The organism is Sediminicoccus sp. BL-A-41-H5, from assembly GCF_050632405.1.
In the GTDB taxonomy this organism is placed as follows: domain Bacteria; phylum Pseudomonadota; class Alphaproteobacteria; order Acetobacterales; family Acetobacteraceae; genus Roseococcus.
The window spans coordinates 2,094,173-2,113,823 of the sequence record NZ_CP192601.1 but is presented as its reverse complement, the minus strand read 5'-3'; the positions used below and the strand labels follow the sequence as shown (position 1 = coordinate 2,113,823).

General features: G+C 73.0%; 17 protein-coding genes and 1 tRNA gene. 4 read left to right on the top strand and 14 right to left on the bottom strand.

The annotated features are described in order from the left end of the window. Window positions 1-55: 55 nt before the first annotated feature. From ACQ860_RS10585 to ACQ860_RS10560, 6 genes are all read right to left on the bottom strand, one after another. Window positions 56-3,082: an AAA family ATPase gene (locus ACQ860_RS10585; RefSeq protein ID WP_431303340.1), complete on the bottom strand. Its 3,027-nt coding sequence runs from the start codon at window positions 3,080-3,082 to the stop codon at window positions 56-58. Window position 3,083: 1 nt separating this feature from the next. Beyond that, a complete protein-coding gene (locus ACQ860_RS10580; RefSeq protein WP_431303339.1) occupies window positions 3,084-4,217 on the bottom strand; it encodes an exonuclease SbcCD subunit D in 1,134 nt (377 codons plus the stop codon). A gap of 51 nt (window positions 4,218-4,268) precedes the next feature. Beyond that, a complete protein-coding gene (locus tag ACQ860_RS10575) occupies window positions 4,269-6,089 on the bottom strand; it encodes an inositol monophosphatase family protein (RefSeq protein WP_431303338.1) in 1,821 nt (606 codons plus the stop codon). A gap of 124 nt (window positions 6,090-6,213) precedes the next feature. Beyond that, window positions 6,214-6,621: a hypothetical protein gene (locus ACQ860_RS10570; protein WP_431303337.1), complete on the bottom strand. Its 408-nt coding sequence runs from the start codon at window positions 6,619-6,621 to the stop codon at window positions 6,214-6,216. Beyond that, on the bottom strand, window positions 6,618-6,863 hold the full coding sequence (locus ACQ860_RS10565) for a hypothetical protein (protein WP_431303336.1): 246 nt from the start codon (window positions 6,861-6,863) through the stop codon (window positions 6,618-6,620). The genes ACQ860_RS10570 and ACQ860_RS10565 overlap by 4 nt, the downstream gene beginning before the upstream one ends. 9 nt (window positions 6,864-6,872) lie before the next feature. Continuing rightward, complete coding sequence (locus tag ACQ860_RS10560; protein ID WP_431303335.1) at window positions 6,873-7,466, bottom strand: hypothetical protein; 594 nt, start codon at window positions 7,464-7,466, stop codon at window positions 6,873-6,875. 141 nt (window positions 7,467-7,607) lie between these two features. On the opposite strand from ACQ860_RS10560, the gene ACQ860_RS10555 reads away from it, so the two are divergent. Then, window positions 7,608-8,459: a WYL domain-containing protein gene (locus ACQ860_RS10555; protein ID WP_431303334.1), complete on the top strand. Its 852-nt coding sequence runs from the start codon at window positions 7,608-7,610 to the stop codon at window positions 8,457-8,459. 344 nt (window positions 8,460-8,803) lie between these two features. On the opposite strand, the gene ACQ860_RS10550 is transcribed toward ACQ860_RS10555, so the two are convergent. The 7 genes from ACQ860_RS10550 to ACQ860_RS10520 form a co-directional block, all read right to left on the bottom strand. Then, a tRNA-Met gene (locus ACQ860_RS10550) sits at window positions 8,804-8,880 on the bottom strand. A gap of 54 nt (window positions 8,881-8,934) precedes the next feature. After that, a complete protein-coding gene (gene pheT, locus ACQ860_RS10545; RefSeq protein WP_431303333.1) occupies window positions 8,935-11,406 on the bottom strand; it encodes a phenylalanine--tRNA ligase subunit beta in 2,472 nt (823 codons plus the stop codon). 162 nt (window positions 11,407-11,568) lie between these two features. Next, window positions 11,569-12,645 carry a phenylalanine--tRNA ligase subunit alpha gene (gene pheS, locus ACQ860_RS10540; protein ID WP_431303332.1) on the bottom strand — a complete coding sequence of 359 codons (1,077 nt, stop codon included), beginning with the start codon at window positions 12,643-12,645 and terminating at the stop codon, window positions 11,569-11,571. A gap of 81 nt (window positions 12,646-12,726) precedes the next feature. Continuing rightward, window positions 12,727-13,089, bottom strand: a complete 363-nt coding sequence (gene rplT, locus ACQ860_RS10535; RefSeq protein WP_431303331.1) for a 50S ribosomal protein L20 — start codon at window positions 13,087-13,089, stop codon at window positions 12,727-12,729. Window positions 13,090-13,110: 21 nt separating this feature from the next. Further along, window positions 13,111-13,317, bottom strand: coding sequence for a 50S ribosomal protein L35 (gene rpmI / locus ACQ860_RS10530; protein ID WP_213615555.1), 207 nt, complete (start codon window positions 13,315-13,317; stop codon window positions 13,111-13,113). Window positions 13,318-13,476: 159 nt separating this feature from the next. Then, entirely contained in the window at window positions 13,477-14,715 is a 1,239-nt protein-coding gene (locus tag ACQ860_RS10525) for an MFS transporter (protein ID WP_431303330.1), read from the bottom strand. Beyond that, entirely contained in the window at window positions 14,712-15,491 is a 780-nt protein-coding gene (locus tag ACQ860_RS10520; protein WP_431303329.1) for an acyl-CoA thioesterase domain-containing protein, read from the bottom strand. The genes ACQ860_RS10525 and ACQ860_RS10520 overlap by 4 nt, the downstream gene beginning before the upstream one ends. A 55-nt stretch (window positions 15,492-15,546) precedes the next feature. On the opposite strand from ACQ860_RS10520, the gene ACQ860_RS10515 reads away from it, so the two are divergent. Beyond that, entirely contained in the window at window positions 15,547-16,506 is a 960-nt protein-coding gene (locus tag ACQ860_RS10515; RefSeq protein WP_431303328.1) for a LysR family transcriptional regulator, read from the top strand. On the opposite strand, the gene ACQ860_RS10510 is transcribed toward ACQ860_RS10515, so the two are convergent. Beyond that, the gene (locus ACQ860_RS10510) at window positions 16,490-17,251 is read right to left on the bottom strand and encodes a hypothetical protein (protein WP_431303327.1); all 762 of its coding nucleotides are present in this window, start codon (window positions 17,249-17,251) and stop codon (window positions 16,490-16,492) included. The genes ACQ860_RS10515 and ACQ860_RS10510 overlap by 17 nt on opposite strands. A 157-nt stretch (window positions 17,252-17,408) precedes the next feature. On the opposite strand from ACQ860_RS10510, the gene dapF reads away from it, so the two are divergent. Continuing rightward, window positions 17,409-18,230, top strand: a complete 822-nt coding sequence (gene dapF, locus ACQ860_RS10505) for a diaminopimelate epimerase (protein ID WP_431303326.1) — start codon at window positions 17,409-17,411, stop codon at window positions 18,228-18,230. Between the two features lie 28 nt (window positions 18,231-18,258). Further along, window positions 18,259-19,458, top strand: coding sequence for a MiaB/RimO family radical SAM methylthiotransferase (locus ACQ860_RS10500; RefSeq protein ID WP_431303325.1), 1,200 nt, complete (start codon window positions 18,259-18,261; stop codon window positions 19,456-19,458). Window positions 19,459-19,651 lie beyond the last annotated feature (193 nt).

Below are 19,651 nucleotides of genomic sequence, written 5' to 3'. Positions count from 1 at the left end.
GCGGCTCCGCCCACGACATCCCTTGCGCGGCTCCGCCCACGACATCCCTTGCGCATCATCCCACGACGAAGCGCGCGCTGCTGCCCCTGAGGCCGGGCGTCACCTCCAGCCGCGCCGCGATGCGCGTCTTCAGCTCCGTCACATGGCTGATGATGCCGACCAGGCGTGAGCCGCCCTGCAGGCCGGCCAGCACCTCCATGGCCTTGTCCAGCGCCTCCTCGTCCAGGCTGCCGAAGCCCTCGTCGATCAGCAGCGTGTCCACCGGGCGCGCGCCGGCATGGGCCTGCACCGTCTCGGCGAGGCCGAGCGCCAGGGCCAGCGCCGCGCAGAAGCCCTCGCCGCCCGAGAGCGTGCCGGCGGGGCGTGACTGGCCGGTGTGTTCGTCGAAGACTTCGATCTCCAGGCCGACGGCGATGTTGCCCCGGCTCGGTTCGTCCCGCCGGGCCAGGTGATAGCGGCCGGCCATCATGCGGTGCAGGTGGGCATTTGCCGCGGCCAGCGCCTCGTCCAGCAGGCTGGCCAGGACGAAGCCCTCGAAATCCAGCTTGCGCGCATTGTCGCCCCTGGTCTGCCGGCGCAGGGTATCGAGCATCGCGTGGCGCTCGCGCGCGGTGGCGAAGGCGGCGTCGGCCTCCTGGATGCGTTGCAGCAGGCCCGCCGATTGCCCCGCGCGCTCGCGCGCCTCGCCTTCCAGGACGGTTGCGGCGCGGGCGGCTTCCTGGGCGGCCTGCCCCGCGGATTCCAGCGTGGCGAGATCGGGGGCGGCCAGGCCCGCCACATCCTGCGCGGTGCGTGCGGCCGTCGCGCGCGCCAGTTCGAGCTGAAGGCGGAATGCCTCGAGGCGCTGGGCCAGTTCCTCCATCGCGGCGGGGGCGAGGCGCGCATCGGCATAGGCCTGGAGCGTCGCGAAGCCCGCGGCCTCGCAGGTCGCGCGCATGCGCGCCTTGCCGGCCTCCAGCGCGGCCTGCGCGGCCTCGGCCTGGGTCACCGCCGTGGCGGCGGCGGCCTCGGCGGCGTGCCATGCGGCGCCGGCGGCCGCCTGTTCCTTGCGGTCGCGGTCGAGGGCGGTGGCGAGAGCGCTGAGCGTCGCCCGCGCGGCGGCGAGGGCGCTGGCCAGCGCCCTCTCGTCGCGCGCCTCGGGCGGCAGGTCCGCAAGGCGCGCCGCATGCGTGGCCTGGGCGGTGGTTGCGGTCTCCAGCGCCGTCGCGCGGGCCATCTCCGTCTCGTTCAGCGCGGCCTCGGCGGCGCGTCGTGCGTCCTCGGCCTGTGCGAGGGCGGCGTCGAGCGCGGGCATGCGCTGCGCGGCTTGCTCGGCGGCCTGCAGGGCGGCCTGCGCGGCGGCGAGGGCGCCCTCCGGCAGCGGTGCGACGAGGCGGCGCGCGAGGTCCTCGCGACGTGCGGCGGCGGCCTGCACCTCGCCCTCGGCACGGGTGTGGCGGGTGCTGGCCTCGAGATGCGCGGCGCGGGCCGCTTCCGCCCGCCGCGCGGCCGCCGCGCGGTCCTCGCCATCCGGCGCGGCGGGCGTGGCGGGGTGCGGGTGATGCGTGCTGCCGCAGACGGCGCAGGCTTCCCCCTGCCGCAGTTGCAGCGCGAGTTCGCCGGCCGCGGCGGCCCAGGCGGCCGCATCTGCGGTGGCGCGGGCCGCCTCGGCCTCCTCCAGCGCCGCGGCCGCTTGCGCCGCCTTGGCCTGGGCCAGGGCCAGCGCCTTCTGCGCGGCGAGCCACGCGGCCTCGGCCTGTTGCAGCGCCGCCGCGTCCTCGGCCTGCTGCGCGGCCTGGTTCATGGCGGCGCGGCGCGGTTCGAGCTGGGCGGCGAACATCGCCGCCTCCTGCCGGGCGGTCGCGGCGGCCTCGGCCTGACCGCGCGCGGCCTCCAGCCTCGCGCGGGCCGCATCGCGCGCGGTGGTGGCCCGGGTCAGTTCCGCGTCGGCCTCCCGCATGAGGCGCGCGAAAGCACCAAGCGACGCGGCGCGGTCGCGCAGCGTGTCCAGTTCATGCTGGCGGCGCGTGGCGGCGTCTTGTTCCGCCGCGCGCGCCGCTTCGTCGCCCAGCGCGCGTTCTGCGGTGTCGCGGCGCGCGCGGGCCTGTTCCGCCGCCGCCCGTGCGGCCTCAGCGCGCGATGCGGCTTCCTGCGCGGCGTCGCGCGTGGCGCGCAGCGTGGCTTCCTCGCCCGCCAGCCCTTGCGCGCGGCGGGCGGCGTCGAGGCGTTCGCGCTCGGCGTCCATGGCGGGCGCCTCGGCCTCGCGTTGGGCGAGCGTGGCCTCGGCCTCGGCGGCAGCCTTCAGCCGCTCCGCGCTGCGGCGGCCCTCGGCGAGGGCGGAGGTGGCGGCCTGGGCCAGCGCATGGGCGGCGGCGGCGGCGCGCCTTGCCTCTTCCAGCGCGGTCACGTGCTCGGCGGCCTGCGCGGCGGCGGCCTCGGGCGTCTCGGCCTTCGCCTCGGCCAGCAGCGTCTCGCGCTGGGTCTTCGCCTCGCCCGCCGCGATGCGCGCCTCGCGCTCCATCGTCTCGAAACCCGCCTGGATCCGCTGGTAGAGCGCGGTGTGGAACAGCGTGGCGAGGATGTCCTGGCGCTTGTTGGGTGCCGCCGTGAGCAATTCCCGGAAGCGGCCCTGCGGCAGCAGCACTACCTGGCGGAACTCGTCGGCCTCGTAGCCCAGGATATCCTTGATGCGGTCGGCCACGGGTGTCGTCTTTTCGGCCAGGACGGCGAGCGTGCCATCCGCGCCGCGCTGCCAGAGCGTGACCTGCGGCGCGCGCTGCACCGGCTTGCCGCGCGTGCCGGTGATGCTCTGCGCGGGCGTGCGGCGGATGCGGTAGCGCCGCGCGCCCAGCGTGAAGTCGAGCTCGACGAAGGTCTCGGTCGCGGGGGTGGCGTGGTGGCTGCGCAGGTCGCTCGCGCCACGCTCCTCGCCGCTGCTCTGGCCGAAGAGCGCGAAGCAGATCGCATCCAGCAGCGTGGTCTTGCCCGCGCCGGTGGGGCCATGGATCAGGAAGAGGCGGTGCGGGCCGAGCTCGGAGAGGTCGAACGCCTGCTCGGCCGCATAGGCGCCGAAGGCGGCGAGGCGGAGGATCTCGGGGCGCATCTCAGCGCTCCCCGGCCAGGGCGGCCTGGATGGCCTGGATCGCGGCGGCGCGCTCCTCCTCGGCCAGTTGGCCCGCGCCGATGGCGGCGCGGAAGGCCATCAGCGCCTCCAGCGGGTCCTGCGGCATGCGGGCGCCGGTCGTGCCGCCGGCCTCGCCCGTCGTGAGCGGGGATTCGAAGCGGAGCTCCAGCACGGAGGGGTAGCGCTCCTGCAGCAGCGCCTTGGCGCCCAGTTGCCGGTCGGTGAGGATGACCTGCAGCCAATCCTCGCGGCCCGGGCCGTCCGCGGCGGCCAGCACATCGGCCAGCGTGCCGCGGATCACGCGGAGAGGGTGGCGCGGCGTCAGCGCGATCTCCTCGGCGGTGACGTGGCCGGTGGCGTCCAGCTCCACCAGCGTCACGGATTTCGCGCTGCCCGCTTCGGAGAAGGAGTAGGCGAGCGGCGAGCCGGAATAGGCGATGCGGCCCTCCGCCATGCTCTGGCGGCGATGCAGGTGGCCGAGGGCGGTGTAGTGGAAGCCCGCCAGATGCGCCGCCGAGACGGCGCCGCTGCCGCCCACCTGGAGCATCCGCTCGCTCTCGCTGGTCAGGCCGCCGGAGACGAAGGCGTGCGCGACGACGACGCTTCGCGCGCTGCGCGGCGCGAGGCCGCGCAGATGCGCCGTGACGGCGGCGAAGCCCGCATCATGCGTGGTGATGCCCGCCTCCGCGCCGAAGAGCTGGGCGAGGAGCGCCGGCGTGCCGTAGCCGGCGGCGAGGATGGAGACCGGGCCATGCGCGTCCTCGAAGGGGAAGGCGCAGCCCATCGCGCTGTCGCAGATATGCAGGCCCGCATCGCGCAGCAGGCGGGAGCCGAAGGCGAGGCGTCGCTCGTCATCGTGATTGCCCGCGATCATCACCACGGGGATGCCGAGGCCGCGCACGATGCGTTGCAGCACCTCGTCCAGCAGTTCCACGGAATCGGCTGGCGGCAGGGCGCGGTCATAGATATCGCCCGCCAGCAGCACGGCGTCGGGCTTCGTCTCGCGCAGGATGTCGAGGAAGGCGCCGGTGAGCAGGCGCTCCTGCTCGGCGTGGAAGGATTGTCCGCAGAGCGCGCGGCCCAGATGCCAGTCCGCGGTGTGAAGAAGGCGCATGGTGGAACACTCTTGCTGAGGGGGCAGGATACCAGAGGCGCGCGACGCTGGTCAGTCGCGCCGCAGCAGGGCTTCGGCCAGGGCGGGCAGGTCATCGGGCCAGTAGCGCGGCGGGCGGGGCTGCAGCGCGCCCAGTTCCTCGATCGGACGGCAGGACTGGATCGCCATGCGCCAGCGCATCGGAACAGCGGTGCTGCCCTGCGCCGCGCCGAGCAGCGCGCCGCAGATGGCGGCATTGGTGTCGGTGTCGCCGCCCTCGGCGACGGTCCGCACCAGCGCTTCCTCGAGCGGCGTGCCCTGCGCCAGGTGCCGGAACGCGTTCTGGAAGGCGATCCGCACATAGCCCTGCTGGTGCGTGAAGCTGGCGGGCCCCTCGCCCTGCCGTGCCAGGTTGAGCGTCAAGCGCAGCTCGTCCGGCGCATCATGCTCCAGCTCGGCCTCGGCCGCCTCGAGCATCGCGGCGGCGTCGCCCCCGGCGAGGGCGGTGGCGATGGCGGCGACGAAGCCGGCGGAAGCGGCCTCGCACATGACGTTGGGGTGGGTCAGGGCGGCTTCGTCCCGCGCCGCTTCGGCCGCCGCCACCGGATCAACGGCCCAGAGTCCCATGGGCGCGCAGCGCATCAGCGCGCCATTGGCGCGGCTGAACATGTTGCCAGCGCGACGGGCGGCTTCAGCCACCTGGCCCTCCGGTGCGCGGGCCGCGGCGGAGAGCGCCTGGGCCGTGGTGCCGCCGATGTCGAAGGGGTGGGAGGCGTACCAGCCGGCATAGGCGATGGCCACCGCCTCGGCCGACCACGTGGCCCGGCCGGCCAGCGTGCGCGCGAGGTCGAGCGCCAATTCGCTGTCATCCGTGGGTTGGCCGGCCATGGTGCTCCAGGTGCCGCCATCGGCGAGGTCACGCAGACCCTGGGGGTGGCGGCGGGCGATCTCGGCCGGCGTCTTGAACTCGACGAGGGAGCCGAGCGAGTCACCGGCCACCTGGCCGAAGAGGCAGCCCAGCGAACGGTCCAGCGCCGCATCCCAGCCGCGGCGCGGCCAGCCGGGGCTGGTGCGGGGCGGCAGGGGGCTCGCGGCGCCGATGGCGCCCCAGTCGCGGCCGGAGAGCTCGCGCGCCACGCCTGGCGCCGCCCCGAAGCAGCGATGCGCCTGGCTTTCACCGCCCTCGCCGTAGGTCACGGGGCGGCCGGCCTCGTCCAGCAGCACGCCGCCCGCGCCGCGGAGCAGGGCGTGGCCGGCCGCGTAGTCCCAGCCGCTGGTCGGGATGACGGAGGCCGCGGCGGTCGCATCCCCGGCGGCCACGCGCGCCAGTCGATAGGCGATGGAGGGGTGGGCCACGAAGCGCGCCGGATACAGTGCGCGGCCATTGCCGAGCGGGAAGCGCGCGGCGGCGGGTGCCATCAGCACCACGTCGCCGGCCGAGAGGCGCGTGCCCGCCAGGCGATGCCGGCAGGGCGCGCCGTCGCGCAGCAGGTGCTCCAGGCCTCCCGCCCAGGCGATGGTGTCGGGTCCGCGATCGGGCGGCAGGGGTGCGTGCACCACGCCCAGCACGGGCCGCCCCTCTTGCAGCAGCGCGATGGAGACGGCGCTGCCCCGCTGCCCGGCGAGGAAGGCGCTGGTGCCGTCCTGCGGATCCACCAGCCAGCAGAAACCATTCCCGGGACCGGGGGCGACGCCCGTCTCCTCGCCGCGCCAGGCGGCGGGGAGCAGGGTGAGCAGGGCGGGGCGGAGCATGGCCTCGATCGCGTCATCCACGGGCGCATGGCCGCCCGCGCCGCGCGGGCCCAGGGCGCGGGTGAATTCGGCGGCAAGCATGCGCCCGGCCTGCTCGGCGAGGGCGATGACGGCGGGCAGGAAGCGGGGCAGCTGGATCATCGGTTCTCTGGCGACAAAGGGGGGAGGGGCCGTCAGGCCGGATGCGGATGACGAGGCGGGGTGCGTTCAGCCGTGCCGGCGCCTCGGCACGCGCGCCGGGGCCACGGCTCCGTGTCCACGGCGCTCACGCCGCGCCGCCTTCCATGTCCAGCAGCGTGGCGCGCATGCCTGCGGCGAGCAGGGCAAGCGCGGCGGTTGCGCCCTCGCCCGTGCAGCGCGGGGCGTTGGGCGTCGCGTTCCGATACACCGTCGCGCTGCCGGCGCTGCCGCTGATCCATTGCCAACCATGCGGCCGCGTGGTGGCCGCGTCGTCGGTCAGGGCGGTGTAGCGCGGGATCGCCACCCACTCCTCCTCCCAGCCGTCGGGGCCGAAGAGGCGGTAGTGCCAGCCGTCACCCTGGCGCGTGATGTATTCCGCGCCCGCGGGCAGGTAGAAGCGCGCGATCTCGGCATCCAATTGCCGGTTCGGGCCGATCTCGGCCTCGACGCGGGCGAGCAGCGCGCGGAGGGCGGCCTTGCGCTCCTCGGTCATGCGGCTTCCCTTCGGGCCTCGGTCGTGCCCGGGAGGGCGCGCTGCGGGGCCGCCGCCGGGGGCGCGCTCACGCTGTGGCCGATCAGGCGGATGATCCTTGTCTTGGCTGGAAGACCGCGATCCGGATCGGCCCGGCGATGATCGATGCGCTGGCCCTGATCGGCCGACAGCGCGCGCCGGCGCGGCAGCCGCAGGCCCGTCTCTGCGACGCCTCGGGGCAGGAGGGCGGGAAGCGGGTGCATGGGGGTGGCTCAGGCCCCCACGCGGGTGACGAGGCGCAGCGCATTCAGCCGGGCCAGTTCCTCGTCCCGCTCGCGGGAGAGGGCCTGCATGCGCTCGTTGCAGGCGGCGCGCTCGCCGGGGCCGCAGCCGGTGTCCACGGCGCGGATGCGCTCGTCGAAGATGCGCCGCGTCTCGGCCTGGCGCTGGGTGAAGAAGCTTTCGCGGCTCTGTTCGGTCGCGAAGGTCTCGGGGGGCAGCGCGAGGGTGAGGCTCGCCGGGTAATAGGAGAGCGCGCCCGAGGCGGCATCGATGCCGAAGCCGATCAGCCCGCCGAGCAGGACATTGCCCACGGTCATGCCCTGGAACTGTGCCGTGTGGCTGGCCACGCCGGGCAGGTGGCCGGGGCGGCTGCAATTCACCGCGATGTCGCGGGTGGACTTGCTCACGGTGACCGTCCCCGGCGTCGGATTCACGACGGCGATGACGCCGCCATCGCGCGAGAGGGTGCAGCTGGCGCCGGGGGGCTCCGTCATCACCGCGATGCTCTGGCTGGTGCCGGTCGTGATGGTGGCGCAGGCCGGCAGCAGGGCGACGAGCAGCAGCGCGGGAAGCAGGCGTTTCAAGGGGTTGAGCATGGGCAAATCTCCTCCTCTCGCTTCCGGAGGGTCCGAAAGCGTTGCGTCGTGACGAGTCTGGGCCGGTTGATTGGTCCGCGTATTTTTTATTCGTATTGTGCAAACCACGTCAACATAGTTTCTATGCGCATGATCGGCAGCGAATCGGTTCCGTCCCGCCCGCCCGACCTCCGCTGGAGCCAGGAGGCGCGGCTGCGCGCCATTGACCTCGCCGCCTTCTGGGAGGGGCGGGTGAACCGAGCCGCGCTCATCCGCCGCTTTGGGATTTCGGTGCCGCAGGCGACGAACGACCTGCGCGACTACCAGGCGCGGGCGCCCGGCAATCTGCGCTACGACACGCGGGAGAAGACCTATCTGGCGGGGCCGGATTTCCGCCCCCTGTTCGGCGAGCCGAGCGCAGAGGCCTGGCTGCGCGATGCCGAGGCGCGACATGGCCTTCCCGTGGAGATCATGCCGCTGCCGGCGCGCCGGCTGGACCCCTGGCTGCTGCGGCGCCTGGCCGAGGCGCAGCGCGAGGGGCAGGCGCTGCATGTGCTCTACCAGCCGATGAACCTGCCGGAGCCCGCCTGGCGCTGGATCTCGCCGGTGGCCTTCGCGAGCGACGGGCTGCGCTGGCACCTGCGCGCCTGGAACCATGGTGCGGGGCGGCACGAGCACCTGCTCTTCCCGCGCATGCTGGAACTGGGCGAGGCGCGCGCGGCAGGGCCGCTGCCGGAAGATCCGGATTGGGAGCGGCGCTTCGCGGTGCGGCTGCGGCCGGCCTCACGCCTCAACGCGGCGCAGCAGCGCGTGGTGGCGGCGGATTACGGGATGGAGGGCGGCGAGGCGGTGGTGGAGGTGCGCGTGGCGCTGCTCTTCCTGTTCCGCCGGCGCCTGGGCCTCGATCGCGGCGATGGGCTGGTGGAGGTGGCGAATGCGGCCGAGATGGCGGCGGTGATGGCCGGGGCCGATGCGCGCTTCAATGGCGGGGGCGAAGGCTGATCGCGCTCATCGGCGCCACCGATTGGACCGGGAGGAAGGGGGCTGGCCATGCCGCGACGGCAAAGAGGATGCTCCGATGCCGGAACCCCGATTCCCCACCGGCTCCGCCGCCACGGTCGGCGCGCAGCAGGGGTTCACGCTGCTGCGCACCATCGTTGGCATCCCGCCCGGCGGCCACGGCACGGTGGCGTGCGTGACCCCGGGGGGGACGCGGCGCTTCGGCAGGGCGTTGGGCCGACCACAGGCCCGGCGACGGTCAGCAACGGCCATGTGAGCCAGGTAGCCGCGATTTTTCCCTGCCCCACGTGATGGAGCCGGGCCGCGTAGAGGTTCAGGAGGGAGGTTGGTAGCGGCGAGCGGACTTGAACCGCTGACCCCGGCATTATGAGTGCCGTGCTCTAACCAGCTGAGCTACGCCGCCAACGCGGGGGGTCGTAATCGTCCCCCCGGAAACTGTCAACCGAAGCGATGCGGTTCACCCGCGAAGAGCGGCTCCGGTCGCCTTCACGACGGCGGCCACGATCTTGGCCGCCACGGCCTCGATCTCCGCATCGGTCAGCGTGCGCTCGCGCGGCTGGAGCGTCACCTGGATGGCCAGGCTGACCTTGCCTTCCGGCAGGCGATCGCCCGCGTAGCGGTCGAAGAGCGTGACGTCGGTGATCAGCGCGCGCTCGGCGCCCGCGGCCGCGCGGGTGAGCTTTTCCGCGGGCACATTCGCATCCACCAGGAAGGCGAAGTCGCGCCGGACCGGCTGGAAGGCTGAGAGATCGGGCGCGGATTTCCTGCGGCGCTTGGGCTCGGGGATCGCGTCGAGGAAGACCTCGAAGGCGACGCTGCCGGCCGGCAGGTCGAGCGCCGCGCAAAGGCGCGGATGGAGCTGGCCGAAATGGGCCAGCACCACCTTCGGCCCCTGGCGCAGCACGCCGGAGCGGCCGGGATGGTAGTAGCCCGGCGCATCGGTCGTGACCTGGAGCGCGGCCATGGGGACGGCGAGCGCCTCCAGCACCGCCAGCGCATCGCCCTTGGCGTCCAGCGCTTCCACTGGCCGCGCAGGGGCAGCCCAATTGGCGGGCGTCGCGCCCGCGCGCAGGCCGCAGGCCATGGCGAGCTGGCCGTTGGGCGTCGTGTCGCGATAGCCGCCGCCCAGCTCGCAGAGCGCCACATCGGCGAAGCCGCGCGCGGCGTTTTCCGCCGCCGCCAGCGCCAGCGAGGCGATCGGCGTGGGGCGCATCTGGTCGAGGTCGGACGCGATCGGATTCTCGAGGCGCAGGCTCTCGGGTGTTTCGCCGAACATCGCGGCCACGCGCTGCTCGATGAAGCCGTAGGTCACCGCCTCCTGCATCCCGCGCGCGGCCATGACGCGGCGGGCCAGCGCGGCGCGCACCTGCTTCGCGTCGAGCGCGGGCAGCGGCACGGGCGAGGCGACGGGCAGCGAGACGGAGGGCACGGCGTCCAAACCGCCCAGGCGCAGCACTTCCTCCACCAGGTCGCATTCCGCCTCCACGGCGGCGCAGCCCTCGGCGGCGATGCGCGCGCGTTCGGCCTCCAGCGTCGGGTCCTGGTCGAGATGGATGGCGGCCGCGATATCGTTGCGCCAGGGCGGCACGGCGACCGTCACCTGCGTCTCATCGCGCTCGGTCGCGGTGAAGCCCAGCGCTTCCAGCCGTTCCACCGCGAGGTCGGGCGCGATGGCCAGGCCACCGAGGCCGGCGAGGCGCTCGAAGCGCAGTGTGGCGGTGCGCCGCCAGGCGGGGGCGTGGCCGGCCTCGCTGACCGTGCTCGCCTCGCCGCCGCAGAGCTCGATGATCATCGCTGTGGCGGCATCGAGCGCGGCGGGCGGCAGGGACTGGTCCAGGCCGCGCTCGAAGCGGGCGCGGGCATCGGTGAAGACATTGTGGCGCCGGCCGCTGAGCGCCACGCGCACCGGGTCGAAGAGGGCGCACTCGATGAAGCATTCGGTGGTGCTCTCATCACAGCCGGAATGCTCGCCGCCGATGATGCCGCCCAGCGCCTCGGGGCCCGCGGCATCGGCGATGATGCCGTCCTCCTCGGTCAGCGCGTAGGTCTTGCCGTTCAGCGCGGCCAGTTCCTCGCCCGGGCGGGCCATGCGCATGGCGAGGGTGTTGCCCTTCACCTTGGCCACGTCGAAGACATGCAGCGGGCGGCCGAGGGCGAAGGTGAACCAGTTGGTCACATCCACCAGGGCCGAGATGGGGCGCAGGCCGATGGCCGTCAGGCGGTCCTGCAGCCAGGCGGGAGAGGGGCCGTTCGTCACGCCCCGCACGGCGCGGCCGAGCACCCAGGTGCAGGCGCGTGGGTCCTCGATGCGCCACTGCAGCGGCGTCTCATAGGCGGGCGTGATGGCAGGCGCGGCCCAGGGCTTGAGGCGGCCGAGGCCGGCGGCGGCGAGGTCGCGCGCCACGCCGCGCACGCTGAGGGCGTCGCCGCGATTGGGCGTCACCTTGATCTCGATGATCGGGTCGTCGAGGCCCGCATAATCCACGTAGCGCGCGCCGAGCGGCGCGTCCTCGGGCAGGTCCACGATGCCGGAATGGTCGTCGCCCAGGCCCATCTCGCGGGCGGAGAGCATCATCGCCTCGCTCTTCACGCCGCGGATCTCGCCGGCCTTGAGCGTGATGCCGGTGCCCGGGATGAAGGCGCCGGGCAGCGCGGCCACGCCCAGCATGCCGGTGCGCGCATTGGGCGCGCCGCAGACGACGGAAAGCTCGCGCCCATCGCCCACATCCACGCGCAGCGCGCGCAGGCGGTCGGCATTGGGGTGCTGCACCGCCTCGATCACGCGGGCGATGCGGAAATGGGCCAGCGCGGCGGCGCGATCCTCAATGCCTTCGACCTCGATGCCGATGGCGGAGAGGGTGGTGCTGAGCTGATCGAGCGTGGCCTCGGTCTCGAGATGCTCACGCAGCCAAGAGAGCGGAAACTTCATTTTCTAGGCCCTCAAACGCGTCGTGCGGAGGCACGCCGTTGGCGTGACGCGGCCGCGTCCGCGGCCTTGGCTTCGCCGCGCGACGGGCGCGCAGATTGGGAGGTCGGTTGGGCGGCGGCGGTCGCTGTGCGAGCGCATTCGATGTGGGCTGTGCTCGCCATCTCACACGCCCTCATGGAGCGAGGCTGGCGCCAGCGGGTTGGTTCCGTAATGCGAGAGCCAGCGCGCGTCGCCCTCGAAGAAGGGCCGCAGATCAGCCATGCCGTGCTTCAGCATGGTGATGCGCTCGATGCCCATGCCAAAGGCGAAGCCCTGCCACTCGCGCGCATCCAGGCCGCAATTGGCGAGCACGCGGGGATGCACCATGCCGCTGCCCAGGATCTCCAGCCAGTCGGTGCCGGCGCCGAGTTCGCCCGTCTTGCGGTTCCAGCCGATATCCACCTCCATCGAGGGCTCGGTGAAGGGAAAGTAGCTGCTGCGGAACCGCACCGGCAGGTCCGCGATGCCGAAGAAGCTGCGCAGGAAATCCGTGAGGCAGCCCTTGAGATGGCCGAGCGTGATGCCGCGATCGATCACCAGCCCCTCGACCTGGTGGAACATGGGCGAATGCGTCGCGTCATGATCGGCGCGATAGGTGCGGCCAGGGGCGATCACGCGGATGGGCGGGGCCTGGCCGATCATGGTGCGGATCTGCAGCGGCGAGGTCTGCGTGCGGAGCACGGTGCGGCGGCCGTCGATCAGGCCGGGCAGGTAGAAGGTGTCCTGGTCCTGCCGGGCAGGGTGGTGGTCGGGAATGTTGAGCGCCGCGAAATTGTACCAGTCGCCCTCGATGTCCGGGCCTTCCACCACCTTGAAGCCCATGGCGCCGAAGATTGCCGTCAGCTCCTCGATGGTGCGGGAGATGGGGTGGATGCCGCCGGTCCCGCCGGGTGCGAATGGGCGCGGGGGCAGGGACATGTCCTGCGTCTCGGCGGCGAGCTTCGCATCCAGCGCGGCAGCTTCCAGCACGGATTTCCGCGCCTCGATGGCGGCTTCGAGCTGGAGCTTCAGCGCGTTCACGGCGGCGCCGCGCTCCTTGCGCTGCTCGGCCGGGATGGCGCCCAGGCCCTTGAGGAGGGCGGTCAGCGCGCCGGACTTGCCAAGGACCGCGACGCGCACGGCATCGAGTGCGCGCAGGTCGCCGGCGGCGGCGAGGTCGGCTTCGGTGCTGGCGGCCAGCGCCGCGAGATCATCCGACATGGAGAAACCCTTGTTTGAACGAAAAAGGGGCCGCGAACGCTCGCGCGCCGCGGCCCCTGGAACCTCGTCGTCCGACCGCGATCAGGCGGTGGGGCGGGCGGCCTTGGCCTTCTCGACGATGGCGGCAAACGCCGCCGGCTCGTCGAAGGCGAGGGCCGCGAGCACCTTGCGGTCCATCTCGATGCCGGCGGCCTTGATGCCCGCGATGAACTGGGAATAGGTCATCCCATGCTCACGCGTGGCGGCGTTGATGCGCTGGATCCACAGGCCGCGGAAATCGCGCTTCTTGTTGCGGCGGTCGCGATAGGCGTACTGGAGCGCCTTCTCGACGCGCTGCAGGGCCGCGCGATAGGTGGTGGAGCTGCGCCCCACATAGCCCTTGGCGAGGTCCAGGACCTTCTTGTGACGGGCATGGGCGGTCACGCCGCGCTTGACACGAGCCATATCTGTTCTCCTTTCCGCGCTTTACCGGGGCAGCCCGTAGGGCAGCCAGGTCATCACCGTCTTGGCATCCTGCGGTTCGAGAACCTGGGAGCCGCGGTTCTGCCGCTTGGCCTTCTGGCTGCGGGCGGAAAGGCAGTGGCGCTTCTTGCCGGGGCCGGCCATGACCTTGCCGGTGGCCGTGATCTTGAAGCGCTTCTTCGCGCTCGAGGTCGTCTTCATCTTGGACATTCGGGCCCTCCTGTCGGTGGGTTGGGCTGCCCCTGGCTCTCGCACCATGCGAGGGAGGCAAGCATTCCCGCTCGCCGGGCTGTCCAACGGCCGCGGCAAGGGAGGCGGGTCTTTAGCGGGGCCGGGGTTGGAAGTCCAGGGGGCGGGGCGGGATCGTCGTCAGGAGCTTTGGCCCCGAACCTCTGGGGCGCCGCGATCCAGCGCCAGCATGCAACATGCGGTGACCAGAGAGCCCGCCGCCATCACCCCCAGCGTGATCCGCCAGGCGATCAGCGAGCTGGCTCCGCCCAGCAATTGCAGCACCACGCCACAGGCGATGATGGCCAGGCAGGCGGCCAGATTGGCGGAGGCGGCCAGCAGCGCCAGTGCCGCCCCCCGCTCGGCCGGGCTGACGCGCGCGAGCAACGCCGGCGGCAGCGAACCGGCATCCGAGAAGATGAAGCAGGCATAGAGCACGCTCAGCGCGAAGACCATCCAGAACGGCGCCGTGAGCAGCACGGCCAGCCCCATGCCGATCACCACGGAGAGCCCGGCTGCGATGGCGATCACCCGATGCCGCCGCCCCGCTTCCGCGCGCCGCGCCACCCAGGTGCTCAAGGGCATGGCCAGCAATCCGGTGAAGGCCGTCGCGAGTGCCAGGTTCAGCCATGTCAGGCCTTCATTCCCGGGCTGCAGCACCGCAAAGCCCAGCAACGCGACCCACCAGGTGCGGAACGCCATCCCTTCCCAGGAGTTTCCCGCGACGGAGGCGAGGACCAGCACGACGCCGCGGGTCCGGTACACCTTCCCCAGCCGCGCCAGCAGTGCGCCTTCGGAACGGGCGGGGCGCGGCGAGGGCATGCCCATGCCGACCACCAGCATGGCGAGCCCCGCCGCCACGGCCGCGCCGAGAAAGGCCGCCTGCCAGCCCAGCGCCCATTGCAGCGCGCCCGAGACGGCGAAGGAGGCCGAGAGGCCCAGGGTCAAGGTGGAGACATGCACGCTCGATCCACGGGATTGCTGCTCCGGCGGCAGTGTCTCGAGCAGCAGGCGCAGCCCCGGCATGTAGATGCCCGCCATTCCCAGGCCCGAAAGCGCACGCGACAGGACCAGCGCCGGATAGCCCGCATCCAGGAAGGGAAAGAGCAGCCCGCCCGCAATCCCGAGCATGCCGCCCAGCATGTAGAGTTGTCGCGGCCGGCGACTGTCGGTCAGGGCGGCGAAGATGGGCGAGCCGATGGCATAGGCCAGGAAGAAGGCGCCGCCCGCCACCCCGGCCTCGGCTTCCGAGAAGCCCGTGCCGGCCATCAGGGCCGGCAGCACCGCAGCGTAATTGGCAAAGCCGATGACGTTCAGCACCAGCGCCGCATTCATCAGGAGAACCGGCGAGAAGAAACCGGGCGAAGACCGGGCGCTCATGCCGGCACAAGAACCACGCCCATGCCAACGCGGCCGAAGGCGCCGTCGAGGTCCAGCAGATCGCCATAGCCGATGCCAAGCCCCTGGCGCCGCCAGCGGGTGAAGGGTCGCACGCCGATCCAGTCCCCGCGCGGGGCGCGGTCGAACTGGACGGAGAGGTCGGCATTCGGAAAGGCCGGCACAGGCGAAGGGCCGGGCTGTCCGGGCCGGGCCAGGCCATGGGCGAAATCCGCCGGCCCCAGCGCCGCGACGAAGGGCGAGACGCCGCCCGGCAGCAAGGGCACGGACCAGCGGAACCAGACCGCGCCATCTGGCGCGCGCCGGCCTTGCAGCACATCCATGATCCAGGGGCCGCCATGGGCCGCCGTCCCCGGGCGGAGCGGCAGGCTCTCCGGATCGGGCGCCGGGGGCGGCGTCTCGGTGCAGAAATCCTCGGCGAGGGCGGTCACCTCCATCTCCGTGGCCAGCGTCATGCTGCATCGCGCGGTGAGCCGGCCCTCGGCCGTCACCGTGGCATCCAGCAGCGACAGCCGTCGCCCGGCCTGCACGGGCGTGACGGTGACCAGGAGCGGCACGCCAATGGGCGTGGGCCGCAGGAAGTCCGCGCGGAAAGAGAGGGCGCGTGCTCCGGATGCGGCGCCGGCGGAGGCCTCGATGGCGGCCGCCATCAGCCCGGCGACGCTGCCGCCATGCACCCCGGCGAAGGGGCCGCGGGCGAGGGGAGTGGCGCGCCAGATCCCTGGTTCCAGGGCCTCGAAGATCGGGACGGTGCTCATCGCGTCATTCAGACGGCTGGGCGCCCAGCCGACAAACGAATAGATTGCCGTTGAGATGAATGAGGCTCATGTCAAACTCGCCAATCTGCCGCTCGCCGCGCTGCGGGCCTTCGAGGCGGCGTCCCGGCTCGGCAGCTTTCGCGACGCGGCGGCGGAAGTGGGGCTGACGCCCTCGGCCGTCAGCCATCATATCCGCCAACTCGAAGCGAGCCTGGGCACGACGCTTTTCCTGCGCCAGCACCGCAAGGTCGTCGTGACGCCGGCCGGGGCGGAGTTGGGCGCGGGGCTGGGGCGGGGCTTCGCCGTTATTGCCGCCGCCTACGCCAGCGCCCAGGCCCCGCGCGGGCCGCTAGTGGTCTCGGCCGCGCCGGATTTCGCGGTGCGCTGGCTGATGCCGGCGGCGAAGGCCCTGGAGGCGGAAGGAATCACGCTCCGCATTGAAGCCAGCACGCGCCTGGCGGATATCGCCGCCGGCGAGTGCGACGTGGCGATCCGCCTCGGTCCCCGCCCCGCTTCGCCGCTGGTGAGTGAGCGTCTCGCCAGTTCGCCCGTGGTGCTGCTGGGTGCGCCGGCCCGGCTGGCGGACGGGCCCGGCCTGGCGCCGGAAGAGATTGCCGCGGGGCCGCTGCTGGGCCTGAGCATGCGCCCGAAATTCTGGACGGAGGTTCTGGCACGGCTGGGGCAGCCCCCTCCGCCCCGGGCCGAAGCCGTATTCGACAGCCTGGATGCCGCGCTACGTGCGGCGGAGGCGGGCCACGGCTTCACCTATGCGCCGGAGATGCTCGTCGCGGAGCACATCGCGTCCGGTCGGCTCGCGCTGGTGCATCCGCGGCGCTTCGGTACGCGAACGGCGTGGAGCTACTGGTTCACCACTCGGCCCCAGAGCTTCGACCAGCGGGCCATCCGCCGCCTGCGCGACTGGCTGCGCACCGCCCTGTCCGGCAAGGCTGCGGTTGCCCCGGGGAGCGCCGGAGCGGAAGCCCGCCGCGGCAAAAGCATCATTCAGGCCGCCTGACGGCCGGCCCGGCGATGTTCGGCAGGAGTTGCGTCGCCGGACCTGGCGTCGCGTCTGACGGCGCCGCAACAGCGGGCGTGGCGACGGGCGCGGGATCCGGTGCCGGTGCCAGGGCGGGCACGGCTGGAGGCAGGGGCTCGGCCACCGGCGCGGGGGGCGGCGTGGCCGGTTGCGGGCTCGGCCCCTGCCCGCCGATCGGCGTCATGGGCGCATCCGGCGCGCGGGGGCTGGCGGGCCGGCGCTGGCCCGCGCGCGCCGGCGGCTCGGCCTGGCTCGCGATATAGTCCGGCACCACGCGCGCCTGGTTGCCCGCGATCACCAGCACGGCCGTGCCGAGCGGGATGGGCACGGGGTCGCGCTGCGTGACGGAGATGAGTTCGCCGTCGCTGTTCTTGCGGATGATGTACTCCACGGCATCGGTGTTGGCGGTGGTGCGCTCGGCCGCAGTGCCAACCAGGCTGCCCAGCAGCGCGCCGCCGACGGCGCCCAGCGCCGTGCTGACCGAATTGCCCGCTGCCGCCGCGCCGCCGATGGCGCCGCCCGCCGCCGCGCCGGCGGTGGCCCCGGTCTCCCCGCCCGCCGCGATGGCGACGCGGCGTGAGCCGACGACCGTGCCCTGCTGCACGGGATTGGCCTGCTGTACGGCGCGCGCCGCATACTCATTGGCCGAGTAGCTGCTGCCGCAGGCGGTGAGTGCGCCCAGCGCCAGCAGGGCGGCCAGGCGGGGAAGGGGGGAGGCGGTCATGCGGCCAGGACATAGGCCCCCCCACCCCTTCGCGCCAAGTCTTTAGCATGTTGCGGATCGTGACCAACCGCGGTTGGTCACGATCCGGACTTCGCCGAGAGGCTGATTCGCGTCCCGGGTGATTTCACCCGGGACGATCAGACTCTATATGCCTTCCATGCAAGTCCCCTTCCTCAAGATGCATGGCCTGGGCAATGACTTCGTCGTCCTCGACGGGCGTCAGGAAGCGCGTGCCCTGCCGCCCGAGACCATCCGCTGGGTGGGGGACCGGCATCGCGGCGTGGGCTTCGACCAGCTGATCACGCTGGAGCCCGCAAGTGGCGATGCGGATGTCTTCTTCCGCTTCCACAATTCCGACGGCACCGAGGCCGGCGCCTGCGGCAATGGCACGCGCTGCGCGGCCTCGCTGGTGCTGGCGGAGACGGGGCGCGAGCGCATCGCCATCCGCACCATCGCCGGGCTGCTGGGGGCGGAACGCCTGGCCGACGGCACGGTGCGCGTGGACATGGGCCCGCCGCGCCTGGGCTGGGCCGATGTGCCGCTGGCACGCGAGATGGACACGCTGCATGTGCCGATGGAAGCCGATGGCGTGAGCGATGCCGCCTGCTGCTCCATGGGCAATCCGCATGCGAATTTCTTCGTGCCCGACCTCGATGCGCTGGATGTGTTCCGCATCGGGCCGGAGCTGGAACACCACCCGCTGCTGCCCGAGCGCGCCAATATCGGCTTCGTGCAGGTGCTGGCGCGGCATCACCTCCGGCTCGTCGTCTGGGAGCGGGGCGCGGGCTATACGCTGGCCTGCGGCTCGGGCGCCTGTGCCGCGCTGGTGAATGCGCGGCGGCGCGGGCTGGTGGATGCGCGCTGCACGGTGACGCTGCCGGGCGGCGACCTCATCATCGAGCAGCGCGAGGATGGCCATGTGCTGATGAGCGGCCCCGTCGCCACCTCCTTCAAGGGTGAGCTCACCCTTGCCGTCTGATCGCTGGAGCGCCGAAGCGCGCGGAAGCGTGGATCAGCCGGCCAAAGCGGCTGAAGCGCTCACCTTCGGCTGCCGGCTGAACCTGGCCGAGAGCGAGACCATGCGCGGTCTCGCCGCGCGGGCCGGCTATGCCGATGCGCTGATCGTCAACACCTGCGCCGTGACGGGCGAGGCGGAATCCCAGGCGAGGCAAGCCATCCGCCGCGCGGCGCGGGAGCATCCCGGCCGGCCCATCCTGGTGACGGGCTGCGCCGCGCAGATCGCGCCCGAGCGCTGGGCTTCGCTGCCCGGCGTGGTCCGCGTCATCGGCAATGGCGCGAAGCTCGACCCCTCGGCCTGGGCCGCGCCGGTGGCGGCGATCGAACGCGCGGCGCCGATGGGCATCGCGGCGGGCGGTGGGACGCGCGGCTTCCTCGCCGTGCAGCAGGGCTGCGACCATGCCTGCACCTTCTGCATCATCCCGCAGGGCCGCGGGCCCGCGCGGGCACTCTCCATCGCCGAGGCGGTGGCGGCGGCGCGGCGCCTCGCGGAGCGGCATGCGGAGATCGTGCTCACCGGCGTGGACCTCGCGAGCCACCCCGAACTGCCCGCGCTGATCCGCGCCATTCTGCGCGAGGTGCCGGAATTGCCGCGGCTGCGCCTCTCCTCCCTCGATCCCGCCGCGCTGGATGAGGCGTTCTGGCGCGCCTTCGCCGAGGAGGCGCGGCTGATGCCGCATCTGCATCTCTCGGCGCAGCATGGGCATGACCTGATCCTGAAGCGCATGAAGCGGCGGCACAGCCGCGCCGACCTGCTGCAACTTTCCGCCCGCGCCCGCGCTCTGCGTCCGGATGCGGCGTTGGGGGCCGACCTCATCGCCGGCTTCCCGACCGAGACGGAGGAGCAGCTGTGCGCGATGCTGGAGCTGGTGGCGGAGGCGCATCTCGCCTTCCTGCACGTCTTTCCCTATTCGGCCCGCGCCGGCACGCCCGCCGCGCGCATGCCGCAGATTCCGATGGCGCTGCGGCGCGAACGCGCGGCGCGGCTGCGCGCGGCGGGCGAGCAGGAGCGCGCGCGCTTCCTCGCGGGCCGGGTGGGCCGCATCGAGCACAGCCTGATGGAGGCCGATGGCATGGGCCATACGGAGCATTTCGCGCCGATCCGCGTGGCAGGCGCCGCGCGCGGCAGCCTGATCCGCGCGCGCGTCACGGGCCAGGATGGCCGCATGCTGCTGGCGGAGGCGGCCTGATGGCGCTGCGTGATCTCTGGGGCAAGCTGACCGGCAAGGCGCCCGCCCCCGCCGAACAAAGCGGGGTGCCGCAGCCGCCCGCGCCGCCCGAGCCGGTGCAGCCGCCCACGCCGCCCGAGACGCCGCCCGCTGCGCCCGAGCCGGTCCGCGAGCCGCCACCGCCTGAAGCGCCGCCGCCCAGCCTGCCGCCGGC